17 protein-coding genes and 1 pseudogene are annotated in these 17,529 nt (G+C 69.2%); 17 read left to right on the forward strand and 1 reads right to left on the reverse strand.

The window, feature by feature from the left end:
* Positions 1 to 118 precede the first annotated feature (118 nt).
* From dop to prcA, 5 genes and pseudogenes are all read left to right on the forward strand, one after another.
* Positions 119 to 1,630 carry a depupylase/deamidase Dop gene (gene dop, locus ABZ906_RS40255; RefSeq protein ID WP_361196729.1) on the forward strand — a complete coding sequence of 504 codons (1,512 nt, stop codon included), beginning with the start codon at positions 119 to 121 and terminating at the stop codon, positions 1,628 to 1,630.
* Positions 1,631 to 1,754: 124 nt separating this feature from the next.
* Positions 1,755 to 1,973, forward strand: coding sequence for a ubiquitin-like protein Pup (locus tag ABZ906_RS40260; RefSeq protein ID WP_361196732.1), 219 nt, complete (start codon positions 1,755 to 1,757; stop codon positions 1,971 to 1,973).
* Between the two features lie 105 nt (positions 1,974 to 2,078).
* Positions 2,079 to 2,270: pseudogene (locus ABZ906_RS40265) on the forward strand (endonuclease domain-containing protein); the annotation flags it as partial.
* Positions 2,222 to 3,067: a proteasome subunit beta gene (gene prcB, locus ABZ906_RS40270; RefSeq protein WP_361196735.1), complete on the forward strand. Its 846-nt coding sequence runs from the start codon at positions 2,222 to 2,224 to the stop codon at positions 3,065 to 3,067. The pseudogene ABZ906_RS40265 and the gene prcB, both read left to right, overlap by 49 nt.
* Positions 3,068 to 3,120: 53 nt before the next feature.
* Positions 3,121 to 3,897 carry a proteasome subunit alpha gene (gene prcA / locus ABZ906_RS40275; protein WP_361391309.1) on the forward strand — a complete coding sequence of 259 codons (777 nt, stop codon included), beginning with the start codon at positions 3,121 to 3,123 and terminating at the stop codon, positions 3,895 to 3,897.
* Positions 3,898 to 3,966: 69 nt separating this feature from the next.
* On the opposite strand, the gene ABZ906_RS40280 is transcribed toward prcA, so the two are convergent.
* Positions 3,967 to 4,992, reverse strand: a complete 1,026-nt coding sequence (locus ABZ906_RS40280; RefSeq protein WP_361391312.1) for a LacI family DNA-binding transcriptional regulator — start codon at positions 4,990 to 4,992, stop codon at positions 3,967 to 3,969.
* 133 nt (positions 4,993 to 5,125) lie between these two features.
* On the opposite strand from ABZ906_RS40280, the gene ABZ906_RS40285 reads away from it, so the two are divergent.
* The 12 genes from ABZ906_RS40285 (at position 5,126) to ABZ906_RS40340 (ending at position 17,230) form a co-directional block, all read left to right on the forward strand.
* Entirely contained in the window at positions 5,126 to 6,385 is a 1,260-nt protein-coding gene (locus tag ABZ906_RS40285) for an MFS transporter (protein WP_361196744.1), read from the forward strand.
* Positions 6,386 to 6,394: 9 nt separating this feature from the next.
* On the forward strand, positions 6,395 to 7,756 hold the full coding sequence (gene pafA / locus ABZ906_RS40290; RefSeq protein WP_150165878.1) for a Pup--protein ligase: 1,362 nt from the start codon (positions 6,395 to 6,397) through the stop codon (positions 7,754 to 7,756).
* A gap of 130 nt (positions 7,757 to 7,886) precedes the next feature.
* On the forward strand, positions 7,887 to 8,888 hold the full coding sequence (locus tag ABZ906_RS40295; RefSeq protein ID WP_361391315.1) for an FKBP-type peptidyl-prolyl cis-trans isomerase: 1,002 nt from the start codon (positions 7,887 to 7,889) through the stop codon (positions 8,886 to 8,888).
* Between the two features lie 43 nt (positions 8,889 to 8,931).
* Positions 8,932 to 9,306 carry an FKBP-type peptidyl-prolyl cis-trans isomerase gene (locus ABZ906_RS40300; RefSeq protein ID WP_361196752.1) on the forward strand — a complete coding sequence of 125 codons (375 nt, stop codon included), beginning with the start codon at positions 8,932 to 8,934 and terminating at the stop codon, positions 9,304 to 9,306.
* A gap of 138 nt (positions 9,307 to 9,444) precedes the next feature.
* Positions 9,445 to 10,398, forward strand: a complete 954-nt coding sequence (locus ABZ906_RS40305; protein ID WP_361196755.1) for a WYL domain-containing protein — start codon at positions 9,445 to 9,447, stop codon at positions 10,396 to 10,398.
* Between the two features lie 12 nt (positions 10,399 to 10,410).
* Positions 10,411 to 11,409: a WYL domain-containing protein gene (locus tag ABZ906_RS40310; RefSeq protein WP_361391318.1), complete on the forward strand. Its 999-nt coding sequence runs from the start codon at positions 10,411 to 10,413 to the stop codon at positions 11,407 to 11,409.
* Positions 11,410 to 11,420: 11 nt separating this feature from the next.
* Positions 11,421 to 11,672: a hypothetical protein gene (locus ABZ906_RS40315; protein ID WP_361196937.1), complete on the forward strand. Its 252-nt coding sequence runs from the start codon at positions 11,421 to 11,423 to the stop codon at positions 11,670 to 11,672.
* Positions 11,673 to 11,681: 9 nt separating this feature from the next.
* Positions 11,682 to 11,879 carry a hypothetical protein gene (locus tag ABZ906_RS40320; protein WP_361196761.1) on the forward strand — a complete coding sequence of 66 codons (198 nt, stop codon included), beginning with the start codon at positions 11,682 to 11,684 and terminating at the stop codon, positions 11,877 to 11,879.
* A gap of 250 nt (positions 11,880 to 12,129) precedes the next feature.
* A complete protein-coding gene (gene tatA, locus ABZ906_RS40325; protein WP_361196764.1) occupies positions 12,130 to 12,420 on the forward strand; it encodes a Sec-independent protein translocase subunit TatA in 291 nt (96 codons plus the stop codon).
* A gap of 47 nt (positions 12,421 to 12,467) precedes the next feature.
* Positions 12,468 to 13,427, forward strand: coding sequence for a twin-arginine translocase subunit TatC (gene tatC / locus ABZ906_RS40330; protein ID WP_361196767.1), 960 nt, complete (start codon positions 12,468 to 12,470; stop codon positions 13,425 to 13,427).
* Positions 13,428 to 13,467: 40 nt separating this feature from the next.
* The gene (locus ABZ906_RS40335) at positions 13,468 to 14,376 is read left to right on the forward strand and encodes a diacylglycerol kinase (protein ID WP_361391321.1); all 909 of its coding nucleotides are present in this window, start codon (positions 13,468 to 13,470) and stop codon (positions 14,374 to 14,376) included.
* Positions 14,377 to 14,419: 43 nt separating this feature from the next.
* A complete protein-coding gene (locus ABZ906_RS40340) occupies positions 14,420 to 17,230 on the forward strand; it encodes a DEAD/DEAH box helicase (protein ID WP_361196773.1) in 2,811 nt (936 codons plus the stop codon).
* Positions 17,231 to 17,529 lie beyond the last annotated feature (299 nt).

A 17,529-nucleotide genomic window follows, 5' to 3' on the forward strand; every position in this document is an offset into this window, starting at 1 on the left:
GGCTCTTCGGTACCGCCGAGTCGCGCAGTGCGGGGACGGGCACCGCACACGCACCGGAGAACCAGCGGTACTTGAGCGCCGCACCCGAACGGGAGCGCCGCCGGGCAAGGAGGGCCGCATGACCGTACGGCGAGTAATGGGCATCGAGACGGAGTACGGCATCTCCGTCCCCGGCCACCCGAACGCCAATGCCATGCTCACCTCGTCCCAGATCGTCAACGCCTACGCCGCGGCGATGCACCGGGCGCGACGCGCCCGCTGGGACTTCGAGGAGGAGAATCCCCTGCGGGACGCACGGGGCTTCGACCTCGCACGTGAGACCGCCGATGCCAGTCAGCTCACGGACGAGGACATCGGTCTCGCCAATGTGATCCTCACCAATGGGGCGCGCCTCTACGTGGACCACGCGCACCCCGAGTACAGCTCACCCGAGGTCACCAATCCCTGGGACGCCGTCCTGTGGGACAAGGCCGGCGAACGCATCATGGCGGAGGCGGCCGAGCGGGCCGCGCAGCTGCCGGGCGCCCAGCCGATCCACCTCTACAAAAACAACACCGACAACAAGGGCGCGTCGTACGGCACGCACGAGAACTATCTGATGAAGAGGGAAACCCCCTTTTCGGACATCGTGCGCCACCTGACGCCGTTCTTCGTCTCCCGGCAGGTCGTCACGGGCGCGGGCCGGGTCGGCATCGGCCAGGACGGCCACGAGCACGGCTTCCAGCTCAGCCAGCGCTCCGACTACTTCGAGGTCGAGGTGGGCCTGGAGACCACACTCAAGCGGCCCATCATCAACACCCGGGACGAGCCGCACTCCGACGCGGAGAAGTACCGCCGCCTGCACGTCATCATCGGCGACGCGAACCTCTCCGAGATCTCGACCTATCTCAAGCTCGGCACCACGTCCCTGGTCCTCGCCATGATCGAGGACGGCTTCATCGCGGTGGACCTGGCCGTCGACCAGCCCGTGCGCACCCTGCACCAGGTCTCCCACGACCCGACGCTGCAGCGCCTCATCACGCTCCGCAGCGGCCGCACGCTCACCGCCGTACAGCTCCAGATGGAGTACTTCGAGCTGGCCCGCAAATATGTCGAGGAGCGGTACGGCTCCGACGCCGACGAGCAGACCAAGGACATTCTCAGCCGCTGGGAGGACGTCCTCGGCCGTCTGGAGAGCGACCCGATGAGCCTCTCCGGAGAGCTCGACTGGGTGGCGAAGCGGGAGCTCATGGAGGGCTACCGCCGCCGTGACAGCCTCGACTGGGACGCGGCCCGGCTGCACCTGGTCGACCTGCAGTACGCGGACGTACGGCCCGACAAGGGCCTGTACAACCGTCTGGTGGCCCGCGGCAAGATGAAGCGGCTCCTGGAGGAGCCTCAGGTCGAGCGCGCCCAGACGAAGCCTCCTGAGGACACCCGCGCCTATTTCCGCGGCCGCTGCCTGGAGCAGTACGCGGACGACGTGGCCGCGGCCTCCTGGGATTCGGTCATCTTCGACCTGCCGGGACGCGACTCGCTCCAGCGTGTGCCCACACTGGAGCCGCTGCGCGGGACGCGGAACCACGTCAAGGAGCTCCTGGACCGCTGCCGCACGGCAGAGGATCTGGTACGGGTGCTCTCCGGAGGCTGAAAGACCCGGCGTGTGGGAATCATCGAGGTGGTCCCCGGACGTTGCAGTAACTACGGGGCCGATGTCAGACCTGGCTTATAGGGTCTGATCAAGTGCATCGAACCGAACGAGCGGGGTGAGGTAGATGGCGACCAAGGACACCGGCGGCGGACAGCAGAAGGCGACGCGTTCCACCGAGGAGGCCGAGGAGCAGACTGCGGAAGCGCAGGGCTCCGAGGACCTCAAGGAACGCCAGGAGAAGCTGAGCGACGACGTGGACTCCGTCCTCGACGAAATCGACGACGTCCTCGAGGAGAACGCGGAGGACTTCGTGCGGTCCTTCGTGCAAAAGGGCGGGCAATAACGACCATGTCGGTCGAGGGCGCGTGCGGTACCGGCAATGCATGGCGGATTGCCGGGCCGCGCATCACCGGAGGCGCCGACGCGAGTCGACGTGATCCCTCCGGACGCCCTGGCCGCACATGTGGATCACCGCCGATCGGCGGGTAGGGTCCCTGACGTACTGTGCTTCAACTGCAATCCGGCCATCGGCAAGTTGGGGGACCATCCCGACACCGTCCGCCGTGCGGCCGCATATCTGGAAGGAAACGCGTGGAAGCCAACACTCGTAGCACCGGGCGTCTACCGGCTGCCTTCCTGACGCCCGGGTCCTCGTCCTTCATGGACTTCCTGTCCGAGCACCAGCCCGAGATCCTGCCCGGCAACCGGCAGTTGCCGCCCACGCAGGGCGTGATCGAGGCGCCGCACGGCACGACGATCGTCGCGGTGACGTTCCCCGGTGGCGTGGTGCTCGCCGGTGACCGGCGGGCGACCATGGGCAATGTCATCGCGCAGCGCGACATCGAGAAGGTCTTCCCGGCCGACGAGTACTCCGCGGTCGGCATCGCCGGCACCGCCGGTCTCGCCGTGGAGATGGTCAAGCTCTTCCAGCTGGAGCTCGAGCACTTCGAGAAGGTCGAGGGTGCCACGCTCTCCCTGGAGGGCAAGGCCAACCGGCTCTCCACGATGATCCGGTCGAATCTGGCAATGGCCATGCAGGGCCTGGCCGTTGTCCCGCTCTTCGCCGGGTATGACGTGGACCGCGAGAAGGGACGCATCTTCTCGTACGACGTCACGGGCGGCCGTTCCGAGGAGCACGGCTTCGCGGCCACCGGCTCCGGTTCGGTCTTCGCGCGTGGTGCGATGAAGAAGCTCTATCGCACCGATCTGACGGAGGAGCAGGCGACGACGCTCGTCGTCCAGGCGTTGTACGACGCCGCGGACGACGACTCGGCGACGGGTGGTCCGGATGTGGCTCGCCGGATCTATCCGATCGTGACCGTGATCTCCGACGAGGGATTCCGCAGGCTCACGGACGACGAGTCCTCCGAGATCGCCCGCTCGATCCTCGAGCGGCGCTTGGAGCAGCCCGACGGCCCGCGGGCCTCGCTGCTCTGATCGATCCGTATTCGCCACTGACTGAGTCACTGACAGAAAGGGACGGATAGCCGGTGTCGACGCCGTTCTATGTCTCACCCCAGCAGGCCATGGCCGACCGGGCGGAATACGCCCGCAAGGGCATCGCCCGTGGTCGCAGCCTTGTTGTGCTGCAGTTCGCCGATGGCATCGTGTTCGTCGGCGAGAACCCGTCCCGTGCGCTGCACAAGTTCAGCGAGATCTATGACCGGATCGGCTTCGCGGCCGCCGGCAAGTACAACGAGTACGAGAACCTGCGCATCGGCGGCGTGCGCTACGCCGACCTGCGGGGATACACCTACGACCGTGACGATGTGACGGCCCGCGGTCTCGCGAACGTCTATGCGCAGACGCTTGGCACGATCTTCTCCAGCCAGGCCGAGAAGCCGTACGAGGTCGAGCTCGTCGTCGCCGAGGTGGGTGCCACGGCGGACGCCGATCAGATCTACCGCCTGCCGCACGACGGTTCGATCGTGGACGAGCACGGCTCGGTCGCGGTCGGCGGCAATGCCGAGCAGATCAGTACCTATCTCGACCAGCGGCACCGTGACGGGATGTCGCTGGCCGAGGCGCTGAAGCTTGCCGTGCAGTCGCTGTCGCGCGACAACAACGGCACCGAGCGGGAGATCCCCGCGGAGCGGCTCGAGGTGGCGGTCCTGGACCGTACGCGTCCGCAGCAGCGCAAGTTCAAGCGGATCGTCGGACGTCAGCTCGCGCGGCTGCTCGAAGGGGGCGCTTCGGCGCCCACGGACGCCGCGTCCGACGACGAAGACCCGGACACCGGCTCCGAGTCCGGTTCTGCCGAGGAGTAGTCCGTTTCGTCGTACGCCCCGTGTCCCGGCCCTGTGGCCGGGGCGCGGGGCGTACGCATGCGTGGCGGGCTAGCGGGCGGCGGGGGCCGTGGAGTCGCGGATCACCAGTTCGACGGGCAGGGTGTCGGTCCGGGGCGTGCGTCCGTCCAGGACCGCGAGCAGGGACGTCATGCCGCGTTCGCCGAACTGTTCGGCCGGCAGCCGCACCGTGGTGAGTTCGGGCTCCACGGCGGTCGCGAGGGTGAGGTCGTCGAAGCCGGTCACCGAGAGGTCCTCGGGCACGCGCAGGCCGAGGCGGCGGGCCGCTTTGCAGGCGCCCGCGGCGAGGATGTCGTCGTCGCAGACGAGCGCGGTGGGGCGGGGCCCCGGAGCGCGGAGGGCGGCCTCAGCGGCCGTGCGGGCATCGTCGACGGTGAGGAGTGCCCGGACGGTGCGTACGGTCGCGTCGGTGCCCCTCAGCGCCGTTGCGAGGGCCTCGGAGCGCACGTCGAAGGTCCAGGAGTCGACGCCCGCGGCGAAGTGCAGGAAGTCGCGGTGGCCCAGGGCGAGCAGATGCTCGGCCACCCGGCGCATGCCGTCGCCGATGTCGAGGTTGACGGTGGCCGCGCCGAGGCTGTCGGCGGGGTCGCTGTCGAGCATGACCAGGGGGAGTTCGTCGCCCTGGATGGTGGCGAGGGCGTCGGACGCGATGGAGGAGGCGAGGATGCCGTCGAGGGCGGCGCGGCTGGAGTCGAAGGGGTCGCGGGCGGGGCCGACGCCGTCGGGGGAGGGGTAGAGGACGACGCCGAAGCCGTGCTCGGCGGCCACGCGGGCGGCCCCCGTGTAGACGCGGGCGAAGAACTCGTTGGTGAGGGCGGGGACGACCAGGAGCGCCGTCCTGGTGCGCCCGAGCCGGAGGTTGCGGGCCGCGAGGTTGGGGCGGTAGCCCAGTTCGCGGGCGGTGTCCCGGACGCGCTCGGCGGTGCGCTCGGCGACCCGGCCGCGCCACTTCCCGCCGAACACGAGGGAGACGGTGGCCTGGGACACCCCGGCGGCGCGTGCGACGTCGCGGCTCGTGGGGCGTGGCCCCGCGGCCTCCTGCTGTGGCCCGGCCACTCCTGGTACCTCCCTGATCACTCCCGCGGGACGCTTTCCGGATGGACCCGCGGTGAGCGCTCATGGTACGTATGACCCTCGACGTTATACGTAAAACCTCGGCGCGTCGGTGCACGGGGAAGGGGCGGGAAGCATGGCTGCCGGATACGCGGAGATCCTCCGGACGAGATATGCGGGACGGCTGCTCGCGGGCACGCTGGTGGGCCGCCTGCCGAACGCGACCGCCCCGATCGCCATCGTGCTGTTCATCCGCGCCGAGGGCGGGACGTACAGCCTGGCCGGCGCGCTCGCCGCGGTGTACGGAGTGGCCAACGCGGTGGGCCAGCCGCTGCTCGGCCGCCTGGTGGACCTCTACGGCCAGCCCCGCATCCAGCTCCCGGCCGCGCTCGTCTCCGCCCTCGCCATGGCCGCCTTCGCCTTCACCGGGCCGGACGCGCTGGCCCTCGCGTACGTGTCGGTGGGCGTGGCGGGCCTCTTCACGCCGCCCCTCGAAGGCGGTCTGCGCGCCCTGTGGCCCAGCGTCCTGGGCAAGGAGGAGCAGGTGCACACGGCGTACGCCATGGACGCCATCGCCCAGGAGGTCATGTTCACCGTCGGACCGCTGCTCGTCACGGGCTGCGTCGCGCTCTGGTCGGAGCAGGCCGCGCTGCTCGTCGTGAACGCCGTCGGCGTGCTCGGCGCCCTCTCCGTAGTGGTGTCGCAGCCCTCGCGCGCGTGGCGCTCGGCTCCCCGTGAGGCGCACTGGCTCGGCGCGCTGCGCTCACCGGGCCTCATCGCGCTGCTCGGCGCGTTCCTTTTCATCGGCATGGCCCTCGGCTCCATCACCGTCGCCGGTGTGTCGTACGCCGACGAGCACGGCGGCGACGCGGTGTACGGCTGGATGATGGCGGCGCTCGGCCTTGGCGCCCTCGTCGGCGGATCGGTGTACGGGGCGCGGCAGTGGGCCGGCGTTCCGGAGAAGCGCCTGACGGTCCTGGTGGCCCTGCTGGCGCTCTGCTACTGGCCGTTGACGCTGACGCCGGGCGCGGTCGCCATGACGGCGCTCGCCGCCGTCGCCGGGGTCTTCCTCGCGCCGGCGATCGCGTGCGCGTTCATCATCGTCGACCGGCACGCCCCGCGGGGCACCGTGACCGAGGCGTTCTCCTGGCTCGTGACCACGTTCACGGTCGGCGCCTCGCTCGGCACGGCCGCGGCGGGCCCCGTCGTCGAGTGGGGCGGGACCGTATGGGGCTTCGCCGTCCCGGGGCTCGCCGGCATCGCCGCTCTGCTTGTCCTGCTGGCCACGGCGCGGGTGCTCGCACTCCCCGCTGATTCGGCGGTTGTTGCGGGTTCATCGGAAAATGATCGAAACGGTGCCGTCGAACCCGGTTTCAGCGCAGGGCATCAGGCGTAATGTTCAGTCATGGACCGCCGCATTTTCGGGCTGGAGAATGAGTACGGCGTCACGTGCACGTTTAGGGGACAGCGCCGTCTGTCGCCTGACGAGGTGGCGCGCTACCTCTTCCGCCGTGTTGTCTCATGGGGCCGCAGCAGCAACGTCTTTCTGCGGAACGGCGCCCGCCTCTATCTTGACGTCGGGTCACATCCGGAATACGCAACACCGGAATGTGACAACGTGACCGAGCTGGTCACGCACGACAAAGCGGGCGAGCGCATTCTGGAAGGCCTGCTCGTCGACGCCGAACGCCGCCTGCACGAGGAGGGAATCGCGGGCGACGTCTATCTCTTCAAGAACAACACCGACTCGGCGGGAAACTCCTACGGCTGCCACGAGAACTATCTGGTGGCCCGGCACGGGGAGTTCTCGCGGCTCGCGGACATCCTCATTCCCTTCCTCGTCACGCGACAGCTGCTGTGCGGCGCGGGCAAGGTGCTGCAGACTCCGCGCGGCGCCGTGTACTGCGTCAGTCAGCGTGCCGAGCACATCTGGGAAGGGGTCTCCTCCGCGACCACCCGCTCCCGGCCGATCATCAACACCCGCGACGAACCGCACGCGGACGCCGAGCGCTACCGCCGGCTGCACGTCATCGTCGGCGACTCGAACATGTCCGAGACGACCATGCTCCTGAAGGTCGGAGCCACCGACCTCGTCCTGCGCATGATCGAAGCGGGCACGGTGATGCGTGACCTGACCCTGGAGAACCCGATCCGGGCCATCCGCGAGGTCAGCCACGACATCACGGGCCGCCGCAAGGTGCGCCTGGCCAGCGGCCGCGAGGCGTCCGCCCTCGAAGTGCAGCGCGAGTACTACGAGAAGGCCGTGGACTTCGTGGACCGCCGCGGCATCCGCACGGGCACGGTCGAGCAGGTCCTCGAACTGTGGGGCCGCACGCTCGACGCGATCGAGGCCGAGGACCTCGACCGCATCGGCACCGAGATCGACTGGGTCATGAAGTACAAGCTCATCGAGCGGTACCGAGCGAAGAACAACATGACCATGTCGCATCCCCGGGTCGCGCAGATAGACCTCGCGTATCACGACATCCACCGACGTCGCGGGCTGTACTACCTCCTGGAGAAGAAGGGCCAAGCCGCCCGCATCTGCAACGACTTGAAGATCTTCGAAGGCAAGTCGGTGCCTCCGCAGACCACCCGCGCGCGGCTGCGCGGCGACTTCATCCGCAGGGCCCAGGAGCAGCGCCGTGACTTCACGGTCGACTGGGTGCACCTCAAGCTCAACGACCAGGCACAGCGCACCGTGTTGTGCAAGGACCCCTTCCGGTCGGTCGACGACCGGGTGGAGAAACTGATCGCCGGTATGTAACCCCTGATACAGGAGAGGCGTTGCGGGAACGCAACGCGGGGCGCCGTACGTTCCTCGTACGGCGCCCTTCTCCATGCGTAGAGTTGCGCGCACGCCAACCGACAAGATCGATCGATACGAGGCCCCCACCGTGCGCCGACGCTCACTTCTCCTTGCTGTTCCGGCCGGACTGCTCACGCTGGCCGGCTGTGGCGACGACAAAAAGGCCGACAAGGCCAAGCCCAGTGACAGCCCAGCCCCCTCCAACTCGTCCTCGGCCGCGCCGACGGCGAAGATCGTGGACGGGCCGCTGCCCGAGATCACGAAGGGGGCGAAGTTCGGGCAGAAGCCGACCGTCGCCAAGGGGCCCGGCAAGCCGTCCTCCGACCTCGCCGTCAAGACCCTGGTCGAGGGCAAGGGCGACGTCGTCAAGAAGGGCGACTACCTCCAGGCGAACTACCTCGGCCAGATCTGGGCCACGGCCAAGGTCTTCGACAACTCGTACGACCGCGGCAACCCCACGGTCTTCCCGATCGGCGTCGGTCAGGTCATCCCCGGCTGGGACCAGGCCCTGGTCGGCAAGAAGCTCGACAGCCGCGTGCAGCTCGCGATCCCGCCGAAGATGGGTTACGGCACCGAGGGCAACAAGCAGGCGGGCATCAAGGGCGACGACACGCTGGTCTTCGTCGTGGACCTCGTGGGCACCTTCAGCAACAAGAGCTCGGCCAAGGGCAAGGAGGTCGCGCAGTCCAACATCGACCTCCCCAAGGTCGGCACGAACACCGACGGCAAGGCCCCCTCGATCGACGTCCCCAAGAAGGACGCCCCCAAGAAGCTCGTCGCGAACTACATCCTCGAGGGCGACGGCGAAGAGATCAAGGAGACCGACAGCCTCCTGTGCCAGTACAAGGGCGTGCTGTGGGCCGACGGCAAGGAGTTCGACTCCTCGTACAAGAGCGGCCAGCTCGCCTCGTTCCAGCTGGCGCAGGTCGTCAAGGGCTGGGCGCAGGGTCTGACCGGCAAGAAGGTCGGCAGCCGCGTCCTGGTGATCGTCCCGCCGAAGCTCGGGTACGGCGACCAGCCGCCGCAGGGCAGCACCATCAAGAAGGACTCCACGCTGGTCTTCACCGTGGACATCCTCGCGAAGATGTAAGACTGTCCCGGCCGGTCATCCGTATCAAGCAGGAGCATTAAACGTGAGCATCGAGAAGCCCGAGATCGACTTCCCCGACGGTCCGGTCCCCACCGACCTCGAGATCGTGGACATCTGGGAGGGCGACGGCCCGGAGGCCAAGGCCGGCGACACCGTCCAGGTCCACTACGTGGGAGTTTCCTTCTCCAGCGGTGAAGAGTTCGACGCCTCCTGGAACCGCGGCAACCCGCTCGCCTTCCAGCTGGGCGCCGGTCAGGTCATCGCCGGCTGGGACCAGGGCGTCCAGGGCATGAAGGTCGGCGGCCGCCGCAAGCTGACCATCCCCTCCCACCTCGCGTACGGCGAGCGCGGCGCCGGTGGCGGCCGCATCGCGCCGGGCGAGACGCTGATCTTCGTCTGCGACCTCGTCGCCGTCTGAGAGACGACCGGGGCCAGGGTCTGACCAGACCTGTCCGCCGAGGGTCCATGCCTGTTCCGGCATGGGCCCTCGGCTTTTGCGACGACACCCCGGGGCGGTACGGTCGGCGGTCGGAAGTCATGTTGAGAAAGGGCGTCGATGGCCATTGCCAAGGCCGAGCGGCTGATGAACCTGGCGCTGTGTCTGCTCGGGACGCGGCGGCCGCTCAGCAAGCGCGAGCTGCGCGAGTCCATCGAGGCCTATCTGGAGGCGGGGTCCGACGACTCCTTCAACCGGATGTTCGAGCGCGACAAGGACGATCTGCGCGAACTCGGCCTGGTCATCGAGACGGTGGAGAATCTCGACGGCGAGGTGGGCTATCTCGCGCGCCGCGACAGCAACCGCCTGCCGCCCATCACCATCGACGCCGAGGAAGCCGCCGCGCTCGGCCTCGCGGCCAAGGTCTGGCAGCAGGCCCGGCTCGCCGGAGCCGCCAGCGGCGCCCTGCAGAAGCTGCGCGCCGCGGGACTGCCGGAGGACGTCGACCCGTACGAGGCGCACAGCGCCCTCGAACCGCGCATCCCCGTACATGAGGCGTCCTTCGAGCCGCTGATGCTGGCCTGCCGCGACCGCCGCCCGGTCGTCTTCGACTACCGCAAGGCCACCGCGGCCCGCCCCGAGCAGCGCCACGTCGAGCCGTGGGCTCTCGAGTGCTGGCGCGGCCACTGGTACCTCGCGGGCTGGGACCGCGACCGCGGTGCCGAGCGGGTCTTCAGGCTCTCCCGCATCACCGGGAAGGTCCGCGCCCGCGCCGGCAAGTTCACCGCCCCCGTCCCCGACGTGGTCACGGTGCGCGAGACCGTCGCGAGCTGGGCGGGGGAGAGCGCCGACCGCTCCGCCCTGATCAGACTGCGTTCGGGCGCGGGCTACCCGCTGCGCGCCAAGGCCGCCCGCATACGTGCGGCGGGCGAGGGGTGGGACGAGTTGGAGATTCCGTACGGGCACGGGCTCGACGCCTGGCTGGTGGAGTTCGGGCCCGACGTGGTGGTGCTTGAGCCCGCCGAGCTGCGGGCCGACGTCGTGGACCGGCTGCGCGCCGTGGCCAAGGGCTGAGGGGGACACACCATGGCCACGAACGCCATCGACCAGACCCGGCGGATGCTCTCCCTGGTGACCTATCTGCGCGAGCGCCCCGGCGCCCACGTCAGTGACGTGGCCCGCGCCTTCGGGATCACCGAGGACGAGCTGATCTCGGACCTGGACGTGCTTCCGCTGTGCGGGACCAGCTTCCGCGGCGGCGACCTGCTCGACATCGACACCGACGGCGACCGCATCTGGTGGCACAACCCCGACGACGTGGCGGCCCCGCTGCGCCTGGCCGCCGACGAGGCCACCGCGCTCCTGGTGGCAGCCCGCGCGGTCTCCACCCTGCCGGGCCTTCGCGAGAGCGACCGGCAGGCGCTCCTGCGCGCCACCGCGAAGCTGGAGGCCGCGGCCGGCGAGAACGCGAGCGCCAGTGCGCGGCTCTCGGTGACCTTCGAGTCCGAGGGCGGCGTCTTCGCCGACGTCGACCGCGCCATCTCCGAGCGGCGCAGGCTCTGGCTGCGCTACTACTCGCCCGCGCGCGACGAGCTCACCGAGCGCGAAGTGGACCCGATCCGGCTCTTCGCCGTCGGGCACACGTACATGGAGGCGTGGTGCTACCACTCCGAGGCGCGCCGCACCTTCCGCCTCGACCGGGTGGCCGAGATCAAGATCCTGGACGAGCCGTCGTCGCCGCCCGAGGTCGAGCTGCGTGACCTCTCCGAAGGGCTCGTGCAGCCCGCCGCCGAGGACCCCGAGGTGGTCGTCGAGGTCGGACCCGGCGGCCGCTGGGTCGCCGAGTACTACCCCCACGACAGCGCCGATGAGCTGCCCGACGGCGGTCTGCGGATCACCCTGCGCACCCCGGACCCCGCCTCGCTGCGCAGGCTCGCGCTGCGGCTCGGCGGAGACGGCCACATCGTCTCCCCGGCGGATCTCGCGGACAGCGCCCGGCAGGCGGCACGCGAGGCGCTCGCGGCCTATGACGAGCACGACAAGCACCCCGGCGCGTCGTACGACAGGCAGGAGCAAGGGCGTTGAACACCAGCATCATGTCCGAGATTCCCGGAATGTCGAGAATCGCCCCTGTACTCTTCAAGGCCGCCTGCCCCGACTGCCGCGCCCGGTTCGAACTCTCCGCGGGCGCCCTGCGGTTGGCCATCGGCGCATCGGCCCGCACCACCTTCTACTCGTTCACGTGCCCCGAGTGCGGCACCGCGGTCCGCAAGCCCGCGGGCGAGCGCATCGTCGAACTGCTCACCGGTGGCGGGGTGCGGACGCTGCGTCTGCACTCGACCGTCTAGGCTCGGCGCATGTTCTGGGCGATGGTGGCGATTGCCGCGGGGTTCTGTGGCCTCGCCGTGCTCGGCGTACTGGCGATCCGGGTCTTCGTCGAGGCGCAGCGCCTCAGCAATCAAGTGACGCAGACCACACAGCGGATCAACCGCGCGGCGGAGGATCTTGAGGCGGCGGCGACCGGAGTGGCCCGTGCGGGCCGGGACGTCGTCTAGTTCCTGTGAATCCCGCTGGTGCCGCCGGGGCCCGTAACGATGCCGCGGCCTGTCAACTTCCCATGTCCGGCAGGTACGCTGCTGGAGTGGCCCGGAGTGCGAGGCGCGGGCCGCAACTGGGAGTACGCACAGGGATTGCCCTGCGTTCACCCCTGAGCGTTACGATCGCTGCCAGCACGGTGGCCGGACAGCCAAGTCCGGCCTGTCCGGCAGCCCCGCCCCTGCCGCCTCGGTGAGAAGGTAAAGACCTATGTTCGGAAAGATCGGCGCCCCCGAGATCATTCTCATTCTCGTCGTCATCGTTCTGCTGTTCGGCGCGAAGAAGCTTCCCGACATGGCCCGGTCGCTCGGCAAGTCCGCGCGCATCCTCAAGAGCGAGGCCAAGGCGATGAAGTCGGACGGCAAGAAGGACGAAGCCGCCCCGGCCGACCCGCCCAGCGACCCTTCCGCCGCCCAGCCCCGCACCATCCAGGCCGCGCCCGGCGACGTGACCAGCTCGCGCCCGGTCACCGAGCCCACCGACAGCACGACGAAGCGCTGATCCAAGGCCGGCGACGGCCGGCCTGCCGCACGAGATGAGGACGTGGGTTGCTCAAGTCTGCCCGCAAGAAGGAACAGGATCCCGAGGGGCGGATGCCGCTTGCGGAGCACCTGCGCGAGCTCCGCAACCGGCTCGCGAAGGCCGTGCTGGCCATCATCGTCGTCGCGATCGTCGCTGCCTTCTTCTACAAGGACATCATCGAGTTCTTCACGAACCCGATCCTGAACTCCGTGGGGTGCGAGAAGTCCTTCGCCGAGCTGGCGAAGGAGGAAGACGGCACATGCGCACGCATCGTGCTGAACGGTCTGCTCACGCCGTTCACGCTCGCGCTGAAGATCTCCCTGATGGCCGGCGTGGTGCTCGCGTCGCCGATCTGGCTCTACCAGCTGTGGGCCTTCGTCGCCCCCGGACTGCACAAGAGCGAGAAGAAGTACGCCTACGGCTTCGTGGCCGCCGGATTCCCCCTCTTCCTGGGCGGCGGGTTCTTCGCGTACAAGACGCTGCCGACGATGGCGCGGGTGCTGCTCGAATTCTCGCCGGGCGGGATCGACAACTTCCTTCCGCTGGACGAGCTGATCGACCTGGTCACCCGCATGGTGATCGTCTTCGGGCTCTCCTTCGAGCTGCCGCTGCTCCTGGTGATGCTGAACCTCACCGGGGTGCTCACCGGCAAGCGGATGCTCGGCTGGTGGCGCGGCATGATCATGGGCATCACGGTCTTCGCGGCCGTGGCGACGCCCAGCACGGACCCGCTGACGATGATGGCCCTCGCCGGACCGATCTGGGTGCTGTACTTCGCGGCCACCGGCTTCTCGCTCATGAACGACCGGCGCAAGGCCAGGATCGATGCGGCCGGACCCGATGACGACGAGGCGTCCGAACTCGATCTGACCCCCGAGGACGTCGGCGAGATCGAACCCGTGTCCGCGAACCGGGCGCTGCCGGAGCAGGCGGGCTCCGACAGCGCGAACCGAGATCGGGTAAACGGTTTCGACGACGTGACCTGATCTTGTAGGGTCCTCCCGCAGACGACGTACGGGGGCCCCGGTGACCAGCGAGATCACTCTCTTCGTCAATCCCGTCGCGGGACGCGGCCGGGGCGCTCACGCGGCGCAGCCGGCCGCTTCCGCGTTGCGGGCCGCGGGACACTCCGTGCGCACGGTCATCGGCGAGGACTCCGCCGACGCGCTGCGCCGGGCACGGGATGCCGTCGCTTCCGGTACGCGCGCGCTGATAGCCGTCGGCGGCGACGGCATGGCGAGCCTCGCGCTGCAGGCCGTCGCCGGGACGTCGACGCCCCTGGGAGTGATCGCCGTGGGCACCGGCAACGACTTCGCGCGGGCGCTCGGGGTGCCGGTGCGTGATCCGGCCGCCGCGGGGGCGGTCGTCGCCGATGCGCTCGACGCGGGACGCACCCGCGCCGTCGACCTGGGGCGGGTCGGCAAGACGTGGTTCGGCACCGTGCTCGCCTCCGGCTTCGACTCGCGCGTGAACGACCGGGGCAACCGGATGCGCTGGCCCGCCGGGCGCTTCAAGTACGACCTGGCGATGGTCGCCGAGCTGGCCGCCTTCCGGCCCGTCCCGTACCGCATCAGGCTGGACGACGGCCCGGTCCGCGAGATCGACGCGACACTCGTCGCCGTGGGGAACGGACCGTCGTACGGCGGGGGCATGAAGATCTGCGCGCGGGCCGACATGGGCGACGGCCTCTTCGACGTCACGGTCGTCGGCGACTGCAGCCGTACGACACTCCTGAAGGTCTTCCCGAGGGTCTACAAAGGCACGCACCTGGACCACCCCAAGGTCACCGTGTTCCGGGCCGCGAAGGTGGAACTCGCCGCCCCGGACGTCACCGGCTACGCGGACGGGGAGCAGCTCGGCGGGCTTCCGCTGACGGCGGAGTGCGTGCCGGGTGCCGTGCGGGTCCTCGGGCCCGGCGGACCGCAAGCCGGATAATGATCGTCCGTTGTCAGTGGTGGCCGGTAGTCTCGAAAGCACGATGACAGAGGACCTCTCACCGGCCGAGCGGTATGCGGCGGCGCGCGAGCGCGCTGTCGAGCAGGCCACCGCACTCGCTGGCTTCCGCGAGATGTACGAATTCGGCCTCGACCCCTTCCAGATCGACGCCTGCCGGGCGCTCGAGGCGGGCAAGGGTGTTCTGGTGGCCGCCCCCACGGGATCGGGAAAGACGATCGTCGGCGAGTTCGCCGTGCACCTGGCCCTGCTGCAGGGCAAGAAATGCTTCTACACCACGCCCATCAAGGCGCTCTCCAACCAGAAGTACGCCGACCTCTCCAAGAGATACGGCGCGGACAAGGTCGGTCTGCTGACCGGCGACAACAGCGTCAACTCCGATGCCCCGGTGGTCGTGATGACCACCGAGGTGCTGCGGAACATGCTGTATTCGGGCTCGCAGTCGCTGCTCAACCTCGGCTATGTGGTGATGGACGAGGTGCACTACCTCTCCGACCGCTTCCGGGGCGCCGTCTGGGAAGAGGTGATCATCCACCTCCAGGAGTCGGTGACGCTGGTCTCCCTGTCGGCGACCGTCTCGAACGCGGAGGAGTTCGGCGACTGGCTGGACACCGTGCGCGGCGACACGCAGGTGATCGTCTCGGAGCACCGGCCCGTGCCGCTGTTCCAGCACGTCCTCGCCGGGCGCAGGATGTACGACCTCTTCGAGGAGGGGGAGGGTCAGCGCAAGACCGTCAACCCCGACCTCACGCGCATGGCGCGGATGGAGGCCAGCCGCTCGTACAACCCGCGTGATCGCCGCAAGGGCAAGATGGTCCGCGAGGCCGACCGCGAGCGGGAGCGCAGACAGCGGTCGCGGATCTGGACGCCGGGCAGGCCCGAGGTCATCGACCGGCTCGACGCCGAAGGTCTCCTGCCCGCGATCACGTTCATCTTCAGCCGCGCGGCCTGCGAGGCCGCCGTCCAGCAGTGCCTGCACGCGGGGCTGCGGCTGAACGACGAGGACGCGCGGGCCCAGGTCCGCGAGATCGTCGAGGAGCGCACGGCCGCCATCCCGGACGAGGATCTGCACGTCCTCGGCTATTACGAATGGCTGGAAGGCCTGGAGCGCGGCATCGCCGCGCACCACGCGGGCATGCTGCCGACCTTCAAGGAGGTCGTCGAGGAGCTCTTCGTACGCGGTCTGGTGCGCGCGGTCTTCGCCACCGAGACCCTCGCGCTCGGCATCAACATGCCCGCGCGGAGCGTGGTCCTCGAAAAGCTCGTGAAGTGGAACGGCGAGCAGCACGCGGACATCACGCCCGGCGAGTACACCCAGCTGACCGGCCGTGCCGGGCGGCGCGGCATCGACGTCGAGGGCCATGCGGTGGTCCTGTGGCAGCGCGCCATGAGCCCGGAGCACCTCGCGGGGCTCGCCGGTACGCGCACGTACCCGCTGCGGTCCAGCTTCAAGCCGTCGTACAACATGGCGGTGAACCTGGTCGAGCAGTTCGGGCGGCACCGCTCGCGCGAGCTCCTGGAGACGTCCTTCGCGCAGTTCCAGGCCGACAAGTCGGTCGTCGGCATCTCCCGCCAGGTGCAGAAGAACGAAGAGGGTCTCGAGGGCTACAAAGCCTCGATGACCTGTCACCTGGGTGACTTCGACGAGTATGCGCGGCTGCGCCGTGAGTTGAAGGACCGGGAGACCGAGCTCGCCAAGCAGGGGGCCAACCAGCGCAGGGCGGCGGCCGCTGCCGCACTGGAGAAGCTCAAGCCCGGCGACGTCATCCACGTGCCGACGGGCAAGTACGCCGGCCTGGCGCTCGTCCTCGATCCGGGGATCCCCGCGGGGCGGGTTAACGGCCATCGTGGCTTCGAGCACCAGGACGGGCCGCGCCCGCTTGTCCTCACCGCCGAGCGGCAGGTCAAGCGGCTCGCCTCGATGGACTTCCCGGTGCCGGTCGAGGCCCTTGAGCGGATGCGCATCCCGAAGTCGTTCAACGCGCGCTCGCCGCAGTCGCGCCGTGACCTGGCGTCCGCGCTGCGCACGAAGGCCGGGCACATCGTGCCCGAGCGCCATCGCAAGGGCCGTGCGGCCGCCGCGGACGACCGCGAGATCGCCCGCCTCCGTACGGAACTGCGCGCCCACCCCTGCCACGGGTGCGACGAGCGGGAGGACCACGCCCGGTGGGCCGAGCGCTACTACCGCCTGCGGCGGGACACCGCGCAGCTGGAGCGGCGGATCGAGGGGCGCACGAACACCATCGCGCGGACCTTCGACCGGATCGTCGCGCTGCTGACCGAGATGGACTATCTGCGGGGCGACGAGGTCACCGAGAACGGCAAGCGGCTCGCCCGGCTCTACGGGGAGCTTGACCTCCTTGCGAGTGAATGTCTGCGGGAAGGCGTGTGGGAGGGACTCAGCCCCGCCGAACTGGCCGCGTGCGTATCGGCGTTGGTGTTCGAGGCCCGGATGGCGGACGACGCCCTCGCCCCCAAGCTGCCCTCCGGCAAGGTGAAGGCCTCGCTCGGCGAGATGGTGCGGATCTGGGGGCGGCTCGACGCCCTGGAGGAAGAGTTCAAGATCAACCAGGCGGAAGGGGTCGGGCAGCGGGAGCCTGACCTCGGGTTCGCCTGGGCGGCGTACATGTGGGCGTCCGACAAGGGGCTCGACGAGGTCCTGCGGGAGATCGAGATGCCCGCCGGGGACTTCGTGCGGTGGTGCAAGCAGGTGATCGATGTCCTCGGACAGATCTCGGCTGCCGCTCCGCGTGAGGGCTCGACCGTCGCCAAGAACGCACGGAAGGCAGTGGACCAGCTGCTGCGAGGGGTCGTGGCGTACAGCTCGGTCGGCTGACGGCTGACGGCTGACGGCTGACGGCTGACGGCCGGAGAGGGCGGGCCCGGGGTTTTTACCCCCGGGCCCGCCCTCTTTCGTATCCAGTTACGCCTGTTCGATGTCATCACTCCGCGTGTTCGATTGATCGCCAGGCGTGCAAATGCAGCCGAGTGTATGCCCGTCGGTACGGCCGGTGCAGAGGGTTGCTGAATATGACTCGGCGATGAAATCGGCCCACTAGGCTCGCCCGGAGCGCGGCGAGTTGAAACGAGTTGCCATAAATTCGCGCGCTTGTTCCCAGATCTTTCGAATAGTTC

This window comes from Streptomyces sp. NPDC046925 (assembly GCF_040644915.1).
GTDB lineage: Bacteria > Actinomycetota > Actinomycetes > Streptomycetales > Streptomycetaceae > Streptomyces.

What these genes read in the sequence shown, in the direction of transcription:
- dop (WP_361196729.1), top strand. Translation starts at nt 119, where the DNA reads ATGACCGTACGGCGAGTAATGGGCATCGAGACGGAGTACGGCATCTCC.
- ABZ906_RS40260 (WP_361196732.1), top strand. Translation starts at nt 1,755, where the DNA reads ATGGCGACCAAGGACACCGGCGGCGGACAGCAGAAGGCGACGCGTTCC.
- ABZ906_RS40285 (WP_361196744.1), top strand. Translation starts at nt 5,126, where the DNA reads ATGGCTGCCGGATACGCGGAGATCCTCCGGACGAGATATGCGGGACGG.
- pafA (WP_150165878.1), top strand. Translation starts at nt 6,395, where the DNA reads ATGGACCGCCGCATTTTCGGGCTGGAGAATGAGTACGGCGTCACGTGC.
- ABZ906_RS40305 (WP_361196755.1), top strand. Translation starts at nt 9,445, where the DNA reads ATGGCCATTGCCAAGGCCGAGCGGCTGATGAACCTGGCGCTGTGTCTG.
- ABZ906_RS40310 (WP_361391318.1), top strand. Translation starts at nt 10,411, where the DNA reads ATGGCCACGAACGCCATCGACCAGACCCGGCGGATGCTCTCCCTGGTG.
- ABZ906_RS40315 (WP_361196937.1), top strand. Translation starts at nt 11,421, where the DNA reads ATGTCCGAGATTCCCGGAATGTCGAGAATCGCCCCTGTACTCTTCAAG.
- ABZ906_RS40320 (WP_361196761.1), top strand. Translation starts at nt 11,682, where the DNA reads ATGTTCTGGGCGATGGTGGCGATTGCCGCGGGGTTCTGTGGCCTCGCC.
- tatA (WP_361196764.1), top strand. Translation starts at nt 12,130, where the DNA reads ATGTTCGGAAAGATCGGCGCCCCCGAGATCATTCTCATTCTCGTCGTC.
- ABZ906_RS40340 (WP_361196773.1), top strand. Translation starts at nt 14,420, where the DNA reads ATGACAGAGGACCTCTCACCGGCCGAGCGGTATGCGGCGGCGCGCGAG.